At 72.3% G+C, this 15,193-nt stretch carries 14 protein-coding genes; 8 read left to right on the forward strand and 6 right to left on the reverse strand.

All coding sequences use genetic code 11. From position 1 onward, the window contains the following. Positions 1-6: 6 nt before the first annotated feature. Together HCN51_RS30760 and HCN51_RS30765 are read right to left on the reverse strand one after the other, a co-directional pair. Entirely contained in the window at positions 7-402 is a 396-nt protein-coding gene (locus tag HCN51_RS30760; protein WP_080044739.1) for a cold-shock protein, read from the reverse strand. A gap of 93 nt (positions 403-495) precedes the next feature. Continuing rightward, entirely contained in the window at positions 496-1,116 is a 621-nt protein-coding gene (locus HCN51_RS30765) for an HAD family hydrolase (protein ID WP_346433853.1), read from the reverse strand. Positions 1,117-1,217: 101 nt separating this feature from the next. On the opposite strand from HCN51_RS30765, the gene HCN51_RS30770 reads away from it, so the two are divergent. Both HCN51_RS30770 and HCN51_RS30775 read left to right on the forward strand, forming a co-directional pair. After that, positions 1,218-1,604, forward strand: coding sequence for a hypothetical protein (locus tag HCN51_RS30770; protein WP_168014116.1), 387 nt, complete (start codon positions 1,218-1,220; stop codon positions 1,602-1,604). An 85-nt stretch (positions 1,605-1,689) separates the two neighbouring features. Further along, positions 1,690-2,307: a TetR/AcrR family transcriptional regulator gene (locus tag HCN51_RS30775; RefSeq protein ID WP_080044737.1), complete on the forward strand. Its 618-nt coding sequence runs from the start codon at positions 1,690-1,692 to the stop codon at positions 2,305-2,307. On the opposite strand, the gene HCN51_RS30780 is transcribed toward HCN51_RS30775, so the two are convergent. After that, positions 2,300-3,253 carry a hypothetical protein gene (locus HCN51_RS30780; protein WP_168014118.1) on the reverse strand — a complete coding sequence of 318 codons (954 nt, stop codon included), beginning with the start codon at positions 3,251-3,253 and terminating at the stop codon, positions 2,300-2,302. The two genes, HCN51_RS30775 and HCN51_RS30780, sit on opposite strands and share 8 nt — an antisense overlap. Positions 3,254-3,298: 45 nt before the next feature. On the opposite strand from HCN51_RS30780, the gene HCN51_RS30785 reads away from it, so the two are divergent. After that, positions 3,299-5,662, forward strand: a complete 2,364-nt coding sequence (locus tag HCN51_RS30785) for a helicase C-terminal domain-containing protein (RefSeq protein WP_168014120.1) — start codon at positions 3,299-3,301, stop codon at positions 5,660-5,662. Between the two features lie 52 nt (positions 5,663-5,714). On the opposite strand, the gene HCN51_RS30790 is transcribed toward HCN51_RS30785, so the two are convergent. Further along, positions 5,715-7,067: a hypothetical protein gene (locus HCN51_RS30790; protein ID WP_168014122.1), complete on the reverse strand. Its 1,353-nt coding sequence runs from the start codon at positions 7,065-7,067 to the stop codon at positions 5,715-5,717. A 308-nt stretch (positions 7,068-7,375) separates the two neighbouring features. Here HCN51_RS30790 and HCN51_RS30795 point away from each other — a divergent pair, with 308 nt between their 5' ends. From HCN51_RS30795 to HCN51_RS30805, 3 genes are all read left to right on the forward strand, one after another. Then, positions 7,376-8,854 carry an AMP-binding protein gene (locus HCN51_RS30795; protein ID WP_346433854.1) on the forward strand — a complete coding sequence of 493 codons (1,479 nt, stop codon included), beginning with the start codon at positions 7,376-7,378 and terminating at the stop codon, positions 8,852-8,854. A gap of 85 nt (positions 8,855-8,939) precedes the next feature. After that, positions 8,940-9,296: a hypothetical protein gene (locus HCN51_RS30800; RefSeq protein WP_080044731.1), complete on the forward strand. Its 357-nt coding sequence runs from the start codon at positions 8,940-8,942 to the stop codon at positions 9,294-9,296. Positions 9,297-9,429: 133 nt separating this feature from the next. Continuing rightward, complete coding sequence (locus HCN51_RS30805; protein WP_080044729.1) at positions 9,430-11,076, forward strand: DNA repair helicase XPB; 1,647 nt, start codon at positions 9,430-9,432, stop codon at positions 11,074-11,076. Positions 11,077-11,280: 204 nt separating this feature from the next. On the opposite strand, the gene HCN51_RS30810 is transcribed toward HCN51_RS30805, so the two are convergent. Continuing rightward, positions 11,281-11,607, reverse strand: a complete 327-nt coding sequence (locus tag HCN51_RS30810; protein ID WP_080044727.1) for a hypothetical protein — start codon at positions 11,605-11,607, stop codon at positions 11,281-11,283. A gap of 129 nt (positions 11,608-11,736) precedes the next feature. Here HCN51_RS30810 and HCN51_RS30815 point away from each other — a divergent pair, with 129 nt between their 5' ends. Together HCN51_RS30815 and HCN51_RS30820 are read left to right on the forward strand one after the other, a co-directional pair. Then, on the forward strand, positions 11,737-13,764 hold the full coding sequence (locus HCN51_RS30815) for a HelD family protein (protein WP_168014126.1): 2,028 nt from the start codon (positions 11,737-11,739) through the stop codon (positions 13,762-13,764). Positions 13,765-13,829: 65 nt separating this feature from the next. Next, positions 13,830-14,360 carry a YbhB/YbcL family Raf kinase inhibitor-like protein gene (locus HCN51_RS30820; RefSeq protein ID WP_168014128.1) on the forward strand — a complete coding sequence of 177 codons (531 nt, stop codon included), beginning with the start codon at positions 13,830-13,832 and terminating at the stop codon, positions 14,358-14,360. A gap of 171 nt (positions 14,361-14,531) precedes the next feature. Here the strand turns inward: HCN51_RS30820 and HCN51_RS58265 are convergent, their stop codons facing one another. After that, positions 14,532-15,038, reverse strand: coding sequence for a hypothetical protein (locus HCN51_RS58265; protein ID WP_206068072.1), 507 nt, complete (start codon positions 15,036-15,038; stop codon positions 14,532-14,534). Between the last annotated feature and the right edge of the window lie 155 nt (positions 15,039-15,193).

Below are 15,193 nucleotides of genomic sequence, written 5' to 3' on the forward strand. Positions count from 1 at the left end.
CGGGCGTCAGGCGTCGAGGTCGTCGGCCACCGCGCGCAGCACCTGGGCGATCTTCTTGGCGTGCGCCGCCTCAGGGTGCTTGCCCCGCTGGTACGAGGTCGAGACCCCGTCGAGCAGCTTGATCAGGTCTTCGACGATGACCACCATCTCGTCCGGCTTCTTCCGCTTGCCCTTCGGCTTCGTCTTGGCCAGGGTCGGCGGCTGGTCCAGGATCCTGACGGACAGCGCCTGCTGGCCCCTGCGGCCCTCGGCCACGCCGAACTCGACCTTCTGGCCGGGCTTGAGCGCGCCCGCGCCCGCGGGCAGCGCGGATGAATGCACGAAGACCTCACCGCCGTCGTCGCGGGTGAGGAAGCCGAAACCCTTGTCGGCGTCGTACCACTTGACCTTGCCACTCGGCACAGGAGGACCTCGTTCAAACAGTCGAAAAGAAGGATGGATGGATGTAGGTTATGCCCCGCGCCGCGGCAGGGCGACCGGGTAAATGCCGGACAATTACCGAAGCGCGTCATGGGGACGCCAACCGGCGAACCAGGCGGCGAATTCGGTCAGGTCGCCCAGTGCCACATCTGCTCCGTGATCACGCAGCTCTCCCACGGTGTAAGGACCGGTAGCGACTGTCACGCTCACGGCGCCGCCCGCGCGTGCCGCCTGGATGTCCGCGACATGGTCACCAACATAAGCCGCCGCGCCGAAGCGCGCGAGTGCCGATCCCTTGTCGGGGCCGAAAACCGAGCCGACCACTTCGTCCACGTCGAGCCCGAGGGTCTTGACCGTGCCCTTGGCGTCGCGGACGTTCTTGCCCGTCACGACGATCACGCCGCCGCCGGCCCGGCGTACGGCCTCGATGGCCTCGTGGGCACCGGGCATGGCCGTGTGCACCGGAACCCCCATTTCCGGATATATCTCGCGATAGAGGTCGGCGGCGGCCGGGACCTCCTCCGCCGGCAGCCAGTTGGCCAGCTCGGCCTCCAGCGGCGGCCCCAACCGGCGCACGATCGCCGCACTGTCAAATGGCACGCCCAATCGCACGGCCAGCTCGTCGTAAACGGCCGCGATGCCCGCCCGCGTGTCGGCCAATGTCATGTCAAGGTCGAATCCCACCGAAGTCTTCACATGCTGCAGGATGCCAAACGAGCTCCTACCCGCGGTAACGGCCCTTGTTCCGCGGCAAGAGAAATGGGAAGAAAGGAGTTACTTATCGGAGAGGAGCCGCCGTGACCGACACCCCTGAGCCCGGCGACCGGCTCGTCGCCTCCTCCGGCCCGCCCCGCCCCCACCGCCCGGCCCTGCCCGGCGGGCGCCCCGCGAGCGTCCGCCGGCGCGCCGCCGCCCTCCTGGCCGGCCTGGTCCGGCTGCTCAGCAGGGTCGCCGCGCTGGCCCTCGTGCTCTACGCGCTCTTCACCGCGCTCAAGGCCAACCCCGGCAACGTCTGGTACCAGCTCGTCGAGCTGCTCGCCTCGTGGCTGTCGCTGGGCCTGGCCAACCTCTTCCAGCTCGCCGACCCGCGCTGGACGGCGCTGGTCAACTACGGGCTCGCCGCCGTCGTCTGGCTGATCCTCGGCTCCGCCGTGGCCGGCCTGATCCGGCGCGCGGGCTCCTGACGTGCGAAGTCCGGCCCTTGCCGCGTGCCGCTGAAGCGCGACTCGCGGCAACGATTACTCTCCTTACGGAGGTATCACCGTAGATATGAGCAGATCGACCCGTGAGCGGATCATCGATGAGGCCCTGAGGCTGTTCGCCGAGCGGGGTTACTCCGCCACGTCCGTGGCCGAGATCGAGGCCGCCTCAGGGCTGTCTCCCGGCGCCGGCGGGCTCTACCGGCACTTCAAGTCCAAGTACGAGGTGCTGGCCGCCGCCATCAACGAGCACGCCAGCAGGACCCGCCTCCAGGTGGCCGGCAGCCTGGCCGAGCTGAGCAGCATGGAAGCGTCGGTGGACCTGGAGGAACGGCTGGCGCACGTGTGCCGCGCCGGCCTGGCCAAGGTGCGCGAGGAGTCGGAGCTGACCCGGGTCTTCTTCCGCGACCTGAGCCAGTTCCCCGAGCTCGTCGCGGTGGTGCGCGAGGGGCTGCTGCAGCCGATGTTCGACGCCATCGTGACCTGGTTCCAGGCGCAGCCCGAGTACCGCGACGTCAAGCTCGACTGGGCGGGCATCGCGACCGTGCTCGGGGGCTCCGTGGTGCACTACCGGCTGTTCCAGGAGACGGTGGGCGAGCTGCCGGGGCACGCGGAGAAGGACCAGTTCGTGGCCGCCTGGGTACGCCTGGCGGTCGGCCTGCTGCCCAGCCCCGCGCCGGTCAGCTGACGTCGAGCAGCCGGTAGGCCAGCCAGACGACGCCCACCCCGGTGCCGATCATGAACATGGTGCCGCTGACGTCGAAGAACTGCTGGACGAACGCCTGCAACCCCGCCTCGATCCCGACCCGCAGGCCGCCGATGACCACGCCGCCCACCGAGTAGCCCAGCAGCGGCGCGCCGATCCCGAGGAACTTGTCGCGGGCGTTCCAGCCGTCGCCGAGCAGCACCAGCGCCGCCCCCACCGCCCACACCACCAGGGGCACCTCGAAGATGGCCAGCGGCGGCAGGTCGACCGGCACCAGCAGCGCCGCCACGACCAGGATCACCATGGCGGCGACGTCGCGGGGGTGCTCCTTGACGATGGTCCTGGCGTCCCTGCCGCCGGTGGCCATCGGGTTGGCGCTGGACATGGCCGCCCTGCGCAGCCCCGCGAACGGCAGCCTGCGGCCCTCCCGCCGCCGGTCGAGCCGGTCCTGGGCGATCCTCCGGTACGCGCGGACGCCGGGCGGCCCGTCCCGGTCGTCCACGATCGCAGGAAACTCCCGCGTACCGGACGGTCCCTCCGCCCCTGTCCCCGCCCCCGGCGAGCTTCCCGCCGATCCGTCCGGAGCCGTGACGAGCCCGGCCGGCGCGCCCGGAGTGCCGGACCCGCCCGAAGCACCCGAAACGCCCGACGCGCCCGGTGCGCCCGTGCGGGCCAGGTCGTGTCCCGTCGGGACGCCGCGCTCGGCCAGCCGCCTGACCTCCCGCTCGACCAGCGCGGCCGGATCGCCGAAGCGGGCCAGCACCTTCGCGACCTCGCGCGCGCTCTGGCTGCCGCGCCGCTCGACCTCGATCCTGGCGCGCAGCCGCTTGGCGAAGTCGAGCCGCTGGTCGGGCCGGAGCACGCCGTGGGCGGCGTCGGCCGCCTTCGAGACGTAGTTCAGCACGAGCTGGTCCGCGCGCTCTATCACGCCTAGCAATGCTGCCCCAATCAGGGGGGACATACCATGGCAACGATGGAGTTCACGGAGTGGATCAGGGGGCGCACCGACGAACAGCTGCGGGCGCTCGTCTCCGCGCGTCCCGAGTTGATCACTCCGGTGCCCGCGCATCTGGAGGGCCTCGCCTCGCGGGCCGCCAGTCCTTCGGCGATCGGCAGGGTGCTGGACCGGCTCGACCGGTTCACGCTGGCCGTGGTGGAGACGCTGGCGGTGCGGGAGGAGCCGATCTCGAAGGACGCGCTGCGCGACCTCGTCGGGAGGGCGCTGGCCTCCGATGACAGCGCGCGCCAAAAGCCCGCCGAGGGCCGGGATCCGGAGCCCGCGCTGTCCACGGCGCTCGACAGGCTGCGCGACCTGGCGCTGGTCTACGGGCCGGACGACGCGCTGGAGCTGGGCCCCGGCGTGCGCAAGGTGCTCGACGACCCGGCCGGGCTGGGCCCGAGGGCGGCCGACGCGTTCCGGCATCACGCGCCGGAGCAGCTCGACGAGATGGCCGACGACGTCGCGCCCGGCACGCCCGGCTCGGGCAAGGAGCGGCTGGCGGCGGCGCTGGCGCGGCCGGCCGCGCTGGTCGAGTCGGTCTCGCCCGAGGCGCGGGCGGCGCTCGACCAGCTCGTGTGGGGCCCGCCGACCGGCCGCGTGCCGAACGCCAGGCGCGAGGTGCGGGTGGCCTCGGCCCGCTCCCCCATCGAGGAGCTGCTCGCGCGCGGCCTGCTGGCCGCCACGGGCGAGGAGAGCGTGACGCTGCCCCGCGAGGTCGGCCTGTTCCTGCGGGGCGGCCGGGTGCACCGCGACCTGCTGGCGGTGCCGCCGCCGCTGACCGGCGCCACCCGTGACACGAGCCTGGCCGACCGCACGGCGGCGGGGCAGGCGTTCTCCTTCGTCAGGGCCGTCGAGGAGCTGTGCGAGCGGTGGAGCGTCGAGCCGCCGGGCGTGCTGCGCACCGGCGGGCTGGGGGTGCGCGACCTGAAGCGGACGGCGGGCGAGCTGGACCTGCCGGAGTGGGTGACGGCGCTGGTGGTCGAGGTCGCGCACGCGGCCGGGCTGATCGCGGCGGGCGGCGGCGTCGACGGCGAGTGGCTGCCGACCTCCGGCTACGACCTGTGGCGGGTGCGGCCCACCGCCGACCGCTGGACGACGCTGGCCGCCACGTGGCTGCACATGGACCGGGTGCCCGGCCTGGTCGGCGAGCGCGACGACCGCGACCGGCCGCTCAACGCCCTGCACACCGACCTGCGCCGCTCCTCCGCGCCGGGGGTCAGGGCGGCCGCGCTGGGCGTGCTCGCCGCCGCGCCGGGCCTGGCGCCCGACCGCGACTCCGTGCTCGAACGGCTGGCGTGGGAGCAGCCGCGCCGCCGGGGCCCGCTGCGCGAGCAGCTCGTCGACTTCACCCTGCGCGAGGCCGAGCAGGTCGGCGTGACAGGGCTGGGCGCGCTGTCCGGGCACGGGCGGGCGCTGGTCGAGGGCGGCGACGCGGCCGAGGCGCTGGCGCCGCTGCTGCCCGAGCCGGTTGATCACGTGCTGTTGCAGGCCGACCTCACCGCGGTCGCGCCGGGGCCGCTGACGAGCGAGCTCAACCGCTGGATGACGCTCACCGCCGACGTCGAGTCGAAGGGCGGGGCCACGGTCTACCGGTTCAGCGAGAGCTCGATCCGGCGGGCGCTCGACGCGGGGCACGGCGGCGAGGAGCTGGTCGCGATGCTGGCCAGGCATTCGGCCACGCCGGTGCCGCAGGCGCTGTCGTACCTGGTGACGGACGTGGCCCGGCGGCACGGGCGCATCCGCGTGGGCACGGCGAGCGCGTACATCCGCTGCGACGACCCCGCGCTGCTCGACCAGATCACCGCCGACCGCCGCTCGGCCGCGCTGCGGCTGCGCCGGCTCGCGCCGACCGTCATCGCCTCCCGCTCGTCCAGGGCGGCGCTGGTCGACTCGCTGCGGGCCATGGGGTACGCGCCGGTCGCCGAGTCGCTCGACGGCGACGTGATCATCTCGCAGCTCGAAAGCCGGCGCACCGAGGGCGTGGCGCCGGCCCGCGCCGTGGCCTCGCCCAACGGCCTCGACCCCGAGGTGGCGGCGGCGGCCGTGCGGGCGCTGCGGGCCGGCGACGCCGCCCACCTGGCCCGCCGCGAGCCGGTGGACGCGCCTGGTGGCCAGGTGCCGCGCGGGCCGGCCACGGCCACGATCTCGGCGCTGCAGGAGGCGATCAAGCAGGGCGTGCGGGTGTGGATCGGCTACCTCGACTCGCAGGGCAACGCGACCTCACGCATCCTGGAGCCGGCTCGCATGGAGGGCGGCTACCTGACGGCGTACGACGAGACGCGCGCGGCCGTGCACCGCTTCGCCCTGCACCGCATCACCGGCGTCGCCGGCCTCTGAGCAACCGCGCACCGCATCACCGGCGTCGCCGGCCTCTGACCCGCAGCACCGGTCACCGGTCGGGCAGGCCCCTGAGCGACTGGGCGGCCACCGCCGCCGCGGGGCCGCCCAGCGTCTCCAGGCGGCGCAGCGCCCGGGCGCAGTCGTCGGGATAGCGCACCGACAGCCCGCCGCCCAGCGCCACGGCCGCCGCCGTCGCCCGGATGTCGTGCGGGTCGGCGGCCCAGCCCAGCGCGATGCCGAGCGCCTCGGGGGCGAGGGTGTCGTCGGCGCACAGGTACGACAGCACGTTGGCCGCCGCCACCCGCTCGGCCGCGCTCCCCCGGGCCCAGACCTCCAGGAACTCCTGCCGGGCCTCCTTCATGGAGTGCCGGGCCAGCAGCGCCACGCCCTCCGCCGCCCGTACCTGGACGGCCGGCCCCTGCGCGGGCAGCGACCTGACCCATTCGCGCAGCGGCTGCCACAGCCCGAACCCGTACCGGGCGACCAGCTCGCCCAGCACCCGCGCCCGCTGGTGGGGGGCGCGGAAGGTGACGAGCCCGTCCTCGACGCCGATCAGCGGGCCGGCGGCGGGGCGGTGGCCGATCTCCTGGCAGAGGCGTTCGAGCCGGGCGAGCTGTTCGCCGAAGGCGGGCTCGGCCAGCCGGTGCGTGAAGGCGAGCGCCGCCACGGTCAGCACCTCGCGCATGGGCGGCTTGGTGTCGAGCCAGGCCGTCACCTCCTCGCCGGCGGGCTCGCCGCCGGGCGACAGGCGCGCGGCCAGGCGGACGACCTCGGCGGGCGTCGGCAGCGTCCGCGCCAGCTCCCTGGCGCGGGTCAGCTCGTCGGGGCGCAGCCCGGCGCGCCGGCCGTAGGCGCGCAGGCACAGGTCGAACAGCTCGCCGGGCTCGGGCGCGGCCCAGGCGTGCTCGACCTCCACCGCCTGCGACGGGCCGCCGCTCCTGGTGATCACGAGGTACGAGCCCAGCTCGGCCAGCTTGCGGGCCAGGTTGACCAGCTCGGTGCGGTCGGTGCCGGCGGTGATCCAGTCGTGCAGCAGGTATGCCCGGCCCGGCTTGTACTCGGTGCCGGTCAGCAGGTCAGCGGCGCCGGCGGCGGGCGACAGCACGGTGATGGTGCTCTCGGCCAGCGACATGCGCGACAGCAGCGCCAGCGCGCCGAGCCGCCGCCCGGTGTCGTGCTCGCCGACGAGGATGAGCAGGTGCCGGGTGGCCAGCCGGCGCACCGCGTCGGAGAAGCTGCGGGGCTCCAGGTACGAGCGGAGCAGCGTGTCGGCCTCCCGCCGGGTCAGCTGTCTGGTCGCCGGCCCGGTGATGGCGCGCAGGTGCCCGGTGACGGCGCGGTGGCTCCCCGTGAGCGTCATGTTGTCGAGGTCGATCTCGCCCGCTTCAGGCGTTTCGGTCACGGAGCCACCTCGGAGGTCTAACTGGAAACTTTTCTACAGGAATTACGGCGAGACAACGAGTTTCTTCGCATTATCGGCACAGGTTACCGAGCGTCACCACTTCGCTCCTGAACTGCGGAGACGGGCGGCCAGGACCGCCTTGCGACCCTTGGTACCCCACCTTTACACGATCTAGAGCGACATGAAAACACGAATGGCGATAGAGGAAGCTTTATGCCTATTTACGGGCTACAAGAACACCATCCACAATGACTAGTCAAGGGAGCCGAGGCTTGACTGCGGCTCCTCACACGCATCAGGTTGTGCATGTGACCGAGCAAACGCTGGGCAGGCTGGCGGAGGAGTCGTGGAGCCGGTTCGACGACCACGACTCCATGTACTACGAAGGCGTCTGGCACCGCAGCCACACGCTCGCCGAGCGGGCGCGCCGGATGTGCGGCGGCTTCACCGAGGCGGGCATCCGGCCAGGAGACCGGGTGGCCGTCATGATGGCCAACTCCCCCGAGGTGCCGATCGTCTACCAGGCCCTGTGGGCGGCGGGCGCGGTGGTGACGCCGGTCGTGTTCCTGATGGGGCCGGAGGAGCTGCGCCACGTCCTGCTCGACAGCGGCGCCGCCGCCGTCGTCACCTCACCCGAGCTGGCCGGCACCGTACGCGCCGCGAACGTCGACCTCCCCGTCCACGTGGACACCCGCGAGCTGGAACGCGCGGCCGAGCGCGACCCCGTCGCCCGCGACCCCGACGACCTGGCCGCGCTCCTCTACACCGGCGGCACGACCGGCAGGGCCAAGGGCGTCATGCTCAGCCACCACGGCCTGTGGCACGTGGCCAAGGACGCCTTCGAGCTGTCCCACCAGGAGGGCAGGAACCGGGCGCTGGTGCCGGTGCCGCTGACGCACTCGTACGGGCTGATCGTCACGATCGCCTCGCTGCACGCGAGCGAGCCGCAGCAGGCGGTGCTGACGCGCTGGTTCGACCCGCGCGAGTTCCTGCGGCTGGCCGCCGAGCAGCACGTGCACTACGGCACCGTCGTGCCCTCCATGATCCACTCCCTGCTCGCCGAGCCGCTCGAAGAGCACCCCCTGCCCGACCTCGCCTACCTGACCTGCGGCGCGGCGCCGCTGGGCAGGCGGACGCTGGAGGAGTTCGAGCGCAGGATGCCGGGCGTGCAGATCTTGGAGGGGTACGGGCTGACCGAGACCAGCGCGGTCACCACGTTCAACCCGCCGGGGCGGCGCCGGGTCGGCAGCGTCGGCCTGCCGCTGGCCGGCTACACGATCACCATCCGCGACAGCGACGGCGAGGAGGTGGAGCCCGGCGACGTGGGCGAGATCTGCGTCTCCGGCGACTCCCTGATGCTCGGCTACTGGGGCGAGCGCGAGCCCGACCCCGACGGCACCGCGCTGGTCGGCAAGGAGCTTCGCACCGGCGACATCGGGTGCATGGACGACGACGGCTACCTCTACATCGTGGACAGGAAGAAGGACCTGATCATCCGCGGCGGCTTCAACGTGTTCCCCCGCGACGTCGAGGACGCCCTCGACCGGCACCCCGACGTCGTCGTGTCGGGCGTCGTGGGCCGGCCCGACCCCCGCCTCGGCGAGGAGGTCGTGGCGTTCGTGCAACTCAGGCGGGATGCTACGGTGACGGCCGAGGAGCTGATCGAGTGGGCCCGCGAGCGCGTGGGGCGGGTGAAGTACCCGCGCGAGGTGCGCTTCGTCGACTCCGTGCCGCTGACCAGCGTGCTCAAGCTCGACCGCAGGGCCCTGCGGGGCATGCTCGGCTGAGCGCCCGCCGAGCCGGACCCATCTCGTGCTCTCGGTCAGACGCGTGTCAATTCCGTGATAAGTGTTGACCTGTCTGGAGGTGAACATGAGTCAGGGTGACCCGTCGGGATATCCGTACCAGCCTTATGGCGCCCCCTACGGCGAGCAGCCGCCTCCGCCGTACGGTTACGGCTACCCGCCGCCTCCTCCGCGCGGCAACGGGCCGAGCGCCAACGCGATCGTCGCCCTCGTGCTCAACATCTTCGCGCTCGTCTCCTGCTGCAACGTCCTGGCCCTGCCGGGCGCGATCCTGGCCGGCCTGGCCATCGGCAAGTCCAGCCACGAGCCGGGCACGGCCCGCACCATGGTGATGTGGAGCTGGATCCTGTTCGGGGTCGGCTTCGTGCTCACCATCGGCACGTTCATCGTCCTCGGTGTCAGCGGCGCCTTCGACGACCGCTGACCACGCGACCAGGCGATCCTGAGGACTAATCCTGGCCCGCCCGTTGTTGGAGAGTCGGAGCGGGGGCGCCGGGATCGCGAGACGATGGTCCTGTTGCGCCAGGCCCCCGTCCGAAACCCCACGGAGACTGCCAGTGAGCGATGGACCGCTGATCGTCCAGTCGGACAAGACGCTGCTGCTCGAGGTCGACCACGAGCGGGCCGACGCCTGTCGTAAGGCAATCGCGCCGTTCGCCGAGCTCGAACGCGCGCCCGAACACGTGCACACCTACCGCGTCACCCCGCTGGCGCTGTGGAACGCGCGCGCCGCCGGCCACGACGCCGAGCAGGTCATCGACGCGCTCATCGGCTTCAGCCGCTACCCGGTGCCGCACGCGCTGCTGGTGGACGTCGCCGAGACGATGGCCCGCTACGGGCGGCTGCGGCTGGAGAAGGACCCCGTCCACGGGCTCGTCCTGACCTCCACCGACCGGGCCGTGCTCGAAGAGGTGCTGCGCTCCAAGAAGATCCAGCCGATGCTGGGCGAGCGGCTCGGCGACGACTCCGTCGTCGTGCACCCCAGCGACCGCGGCAACGTCAAGCAGGCCCTGCTCAAGCTGGGCTGGCCGGCCGAAGACCTGGCCGGCTACGTCGACGGCGAGGCCCACCCCATCACGTTGCGCGAGGACGGCTGGTCGCTGCGGCCGTACCAGCGGGAGGCGGCCGAGGCGTTCTGGAACGGCGGCTCGGGCGTGGTCGTGCTGCCCTGCGGCGCGGGCAAGACCATCGTCGGCGCCGCCGCGATGGCGCAGGCCCAGGCCACCACGCTGATCCTGGTCACCAACACGGTCTCGGCCCACCAGTGGAAGACCGAGCTGATCAAGCGCACGTCGCTGACCGAGGACGAGATCGGCGAGTACTCCGGCAACAAGAAGGAGATCCGCCCGGTCACCATCGCCACCTACCAGGTGATGACCACCCGGCGTAAGGGCGTCTACAGCCATCTGGAGCTGTTCGACGCCCGCGACTGGGGGCTCATCGTCTACGACGAGGTGCACCTGCTGCCCGCGCCGATCTTCCGGATGACCGCCGACCTCCAGGCGCGCCGGCGGGTCGGGCTGACCGCGACGCTGGTGCGCGAGGACGGCCGCGAGGGTGACGTGTTCTCCCTGATCGGCCCCAAGCGCTACGACGCGCCCTGGAAGGAGATGGAGAACCAGGGCTGGATCGCGCCGGCCGACTGCGTCGAGGTGCGCGTGACGCTGACGGACGAGGAGCGGCTGGCGTACGCGATGGCCGAGTCGGAGGAGCGTTACCGCTTCTGCGCCACCACGCCGTCGAAGACGCACGTGACCGAGGCGCTGGTCCGCCGCCACCTGGGCGAGCAGGTGCTGGTCATCGGCCAGTACATCGACCAGCTCGACGAGCTCGGCGAGCACCTCAACGCCCCCGTCATCAAGGGTGAGACGCGGGTCAAGGAGCGCGAGCGGCTCTACCAGGCCTTCCGCGACAAGGAGATCCAGGTGCTGGTGGTGTCGAAGGTGGCGAACTTCTCCATCGACCTGCCGGAGGCGACGGTCGCGATCCAGGTGTCGGGCACGTTCGGCTCGCGCCAGGAGGAGGCCCAGCGGCTCGGACGGGTGCTGCGGCCCAAGTCCGACGGCGGGGGCGCGCGGTTCTACACCGTGGTCAGCCGCGACACGGTGGACCAGGAGTTCGCGGCGCACCGGCAGCGATTCCTCGCCGAGCAGGGATACGCGTACCAGATCATCGACGCCGACGACGTGATGGGCGGGGTGTGACGGTTGTGATGCCCGGCCGCTCGTCCTGAGCGGCCAGGCATTCATCGTGGCGTCACGTCCACGAGACTCCGCGGGCCGACATTCGAACCACCCCCCTCACCTGCGTACTATCACGCCGCCTGCGACATACCCCCATGATCCGGCAAACCCACCTGATATGCCCGATTTTTTCGGTATTCCCAGGTTCGTTGCAGCTTGCTGGGATCAGCGGACGAGCATGCCCCCGAGGAACAACACGCCCTCGGCCGCGATCCACGCCAGCACCCCCGCGCCCATGAGCTGCGCGAACGCCCGGGAATCCTGCCTGGACCAGGGAAGCAGCCACGCCGCCACCGTGCAGCAGGCGGCCAGCGCGGCAAACAGCCCCGACACGGTGGAGACCGCGCCGAGCCGCTGCGAGCACGCGGCGGGCGCCTCGCCGCCCGCGCAGAACGCCTCCAGCCCCCAGCCCGCGAACACCGACAGGCCCCACAACGCCGCGAGCAGGAAGCTCGCGATCGTGGGGATGATCGGCGAGAAACGAAGCTGCACCCGCGCCACTTCCTGTGCCTACCCAGCCGGGCGCCGGTAAATGCTTTGGATGCGTACGGAAGTCCCTACTAGACTGGTCGATTCGCTGCCTTTGACCACCTCCGTATCTCACCAGGGAGGCGCTTTCGCATGCCCACGCACGAGTTGGCCCCGGACATACCCACCGACGTCCTCGCCGCCGAGCAGGCCCACCTCGCCGAATCACGGGCCGCGCTCAAAGCCATGCGCGCCCACGCGCAGTCGCTGTCCGCCGACGCGGCCGGCGACTGGGTGTCCCAGCAGATCCTCCAGTCGCTGCTCGACCAGCGGGTGGCCGCGCTCGCCGACCACCCCGACACCCCGCTGTTCTTCGGCCGCCTCGACCGCGCCACCGACGCGCGAGACGAGAGCGGCGAGGAGCAGGCCGAGCTGCCCGCCACCATCTACGTCGGCCGCCGCCACGTGCACGATGGCCACAGCAAGCCGCTGGTCATCGACTGGCGGGCGCCCGTCTCCCGCGCGTTCTACCAGGCCAGCCCGGCCGACCCCATGGGCATCGTGCGCCGGCGCCGCTTCGGCTACCACGGTGGCGAGCTGACCGCGTTCGAGGACGAACCGCTCGGCGAAGGCGTCGAGATCGGCCCCTCGAAGATCCTCACCGAGGAGATCGAGCGCCCCCGCACCGGCCCCATGCGCGACATCGTCGCCACCATCCAGCCCGACCAGGACGAGATCGTCCGCTCCACCCTCGCGCAGACCGTGTGCGTCCAGGGCGCCCCGGGCACCGGGAAGACCGCCGTCGGCCTGCACCGCGCCGCCTACCTGCTGTTCACCCACCGCGAGCGGCTGGCCAGGTCCGGCGTCATGATCGTCGGGCCGAACCGGGCCTTCCTGTCCTACATCTCCTCCGTCCTGCCCGCCCTCGGCGAGGTCAAGGTCGACCAGACCACCGTCGCCGGCCTGCTCGGCGAGCACGCCGCCCCCGAAGACCCGCTCGTCTCCGCCGTGAAGGGCGACGCCAGGATGGCCGCCGTCCTCGAACGCGCCCTCTGGCTGCACATCGTCAAGCCCACCGAGGGCGTGGTGTTCACCAAGGGTGCCTACCGCTACCGGGTGGCCGACCACGAGGTCCGCGAGATCGTGGCCTCCCTGCGCGGCACCACCCGCTACAACCCCGGCCGGGCCGCGCTCGCCCAACGCCTGGCCCACATGGTGCTGGTCAGGATGGAGCAGCGCGGCGAGTCGCCCGACGACCGCGTCCAGGACGCCGTGGCCCGCTCGAAGCCCGTCAAGCAGCTCGTCGACGCGGTGTGGCCGAAGCTGACGCCCGAACAGGTGCTCCACCGCCTCCTGTCCGACCCCGCCTTCCTCGCTCAGGCCGCCAAGGCCGACCTGACGCCCGAGGAGCAGGAGCTGCTCATCTGGCGCAAGCCGTACCGGAGCTGGAAGTCCGCGAAATGGTCGGCGGCCGACGCGGCCCTCCTCGACGAGCTGCGCGACCTCATGGAACGCACCCCCTCACTCGGCCACCTCGTCGTGGACGAGGCCCAGGACCTGTCCGAGATGCAGCTCAGGGCGCTCGGCCGGCGCTGCCGCAACGGCTCCGCAACCGTCCTCGGCGACCTCGCCCAGGGCACCACACCCTGGTCCACCAGCTCGTGGAAGTCGGTGCTCGAGCACCTCGGTCAGCCCGAAGGCGAGGTCACGGAGCTGACGCTCGGCTTCCGCGTGCCCCGCGAAGTGCTCGACTACGCCGCCCGCCTCCTCCCCTCCATCGCCCCCGACCTCGCCGCCCCGCGCTCCCTGCGGCCGGGCGCCGGCTCCCTCACGATCCGGCAGGGCCTCGCGATCGCCCAGGCCGCCCAGGAGGCGCTGGCCAAGGAGGGCTCCATCGGCGTGATCGTCCCCGACGCGCTGGTCGCCCACGTCTCCAAGGCGCTGGCCGACCTCCCGCACGCCGTGCTCGACCCCGACGCCACCGAGGAACACCGCCTCCTCATCGTCCCCGCCACGCTCGCCAAGGGCCTCGAGTACGACCACGTCATCGTCGTCGAGCCCGCCGACATCGTCGCGGCCGAGCCGCGCGGGCTGGCCCGCCTGTACGTCGTCCTCACCCGCGCCGTCACCTCCCTGACGGTCCTGCACGACAAGCCACTCCCCGAGCAACTGGCAGCCTGACAGGCGGCGGGTGCGGCCGCTTCTAGGATGGCTGAGCAAGCAGCTACTCACTCTAGGAGGATGCCGTGCCCGCACCCCTTCCCCACGAGTTCCTGCCGTCGGTGCCCGCGCTCACGGTCGAGAGCGACGACATCCAGGACGGCCGGCGACTCGCCGATCTCCACGTCTTCGACGACTGGGGGATGAGCGGCCAGAACCAGTCGCCCCACCTGCGCTGGTCCGGCGCCCCTGAGGGCACCCGCGGCTACGCCGTCACCTGCTACGACCCCGACGCCCCCACGGGCAGCGGCTTCTGGCACTGGGTCCTGTTCGACCTCCCGGCCACCGTGACCGAGCTGCCCACGGGCGCCGGCACGGCCCCCGACTTCAAGGGCCTGCCCGACGGCGCCGTCCACGCCCGCAACGACTACGGCACCAAGGCGTACGGCGGCGCCGCCCCGCCTCCCGGCGACCCGCACCGCTACGTGTTCACCGTGCACGCCCTCGGCGTGGACCACCTGGGGGTGGACTCCGACGCCAGCCCGGCGGTGGTGGGCTTCAACATCACCGCCAACACCCTGGCCAGGGGCCACATCGTCGCCCACTTCGGCGTCTAGGCCACTGCGCCCGCGGGCGCCTGGCGAACGTCAGGCGCCCAGGCCCACCCTGGCACCACCCGCCGCACGTGGTGTCCAGCGGGCCAACCTGCCCGGCGCATGGCCCGCCGCGCCGGCGCCCCGCAGGCCATGAAGCCCGACGGCCGAGCAGCCGGTGTGTGGCGGGCCGGGTCAGCGGGCCAGGGCCGCGGCGGGACAGCCCACGAGGCCCGGCAGGAGTTCGTCCACGAGGGGGATGCCGAGGCCCGGGCCCGGGGCGCAGATGGGGAGCATCTGGAGCTCGCGCGGCAGCACGATGTCGCGGGCCGGCTCGACGTCATACGCCGGCTCGGTGTCGCTCTTCGGCTCGACGTCATACACAGGCTCGATGTCACGCGCCGACTCCATGTCGCGCGCCGGTTCGGTGTCGCTCTTCGGCTCGCCGCCGAAGCGGATCCGCGTGCCGGGCTTGTTCTCGGCCCGGGCCTTGGCGTCCTTCGCGTCGGCGTGGGCCCGTGCCTCCGCTTCTTCGGCGTCCGCGCGGGCCTCCGCCACCGCGTCGGCGTGGGCCGCGGCGAAGGCGGCGGCCCAGTCGGAGGCCGTCCACTCGTGGTCGGCGTGGGCGGGGGCGGCCGCCGCGGTGGCGGCCGCCAGGGCCAGGGCGGCGATTCCGAGAACGCGCCTGCTGCGGAAGAACACTGTTCGCTCCTTCGGTCGAGGTCGAGGTGTGAGCGCACCCACCCTCCCTCACTTGAAGTAAGCGATCAATGACGAAACGTAATAACGGAGAAACAAAACAAGAGCGGCCCGGGAAAACCCGGGCCGCTCTTCGTCCGTGCGGCGAGAAAAGACCT

It is taken from the genome of Nonomuraea composti, assembly GCF_012034275.1.
Lineage (GTDB): Bacteria > Actinomycetota > Actinomycetes > Streptosporangiales > Streptosporangiaceae > Nonomuraea > Nonomuraea composti.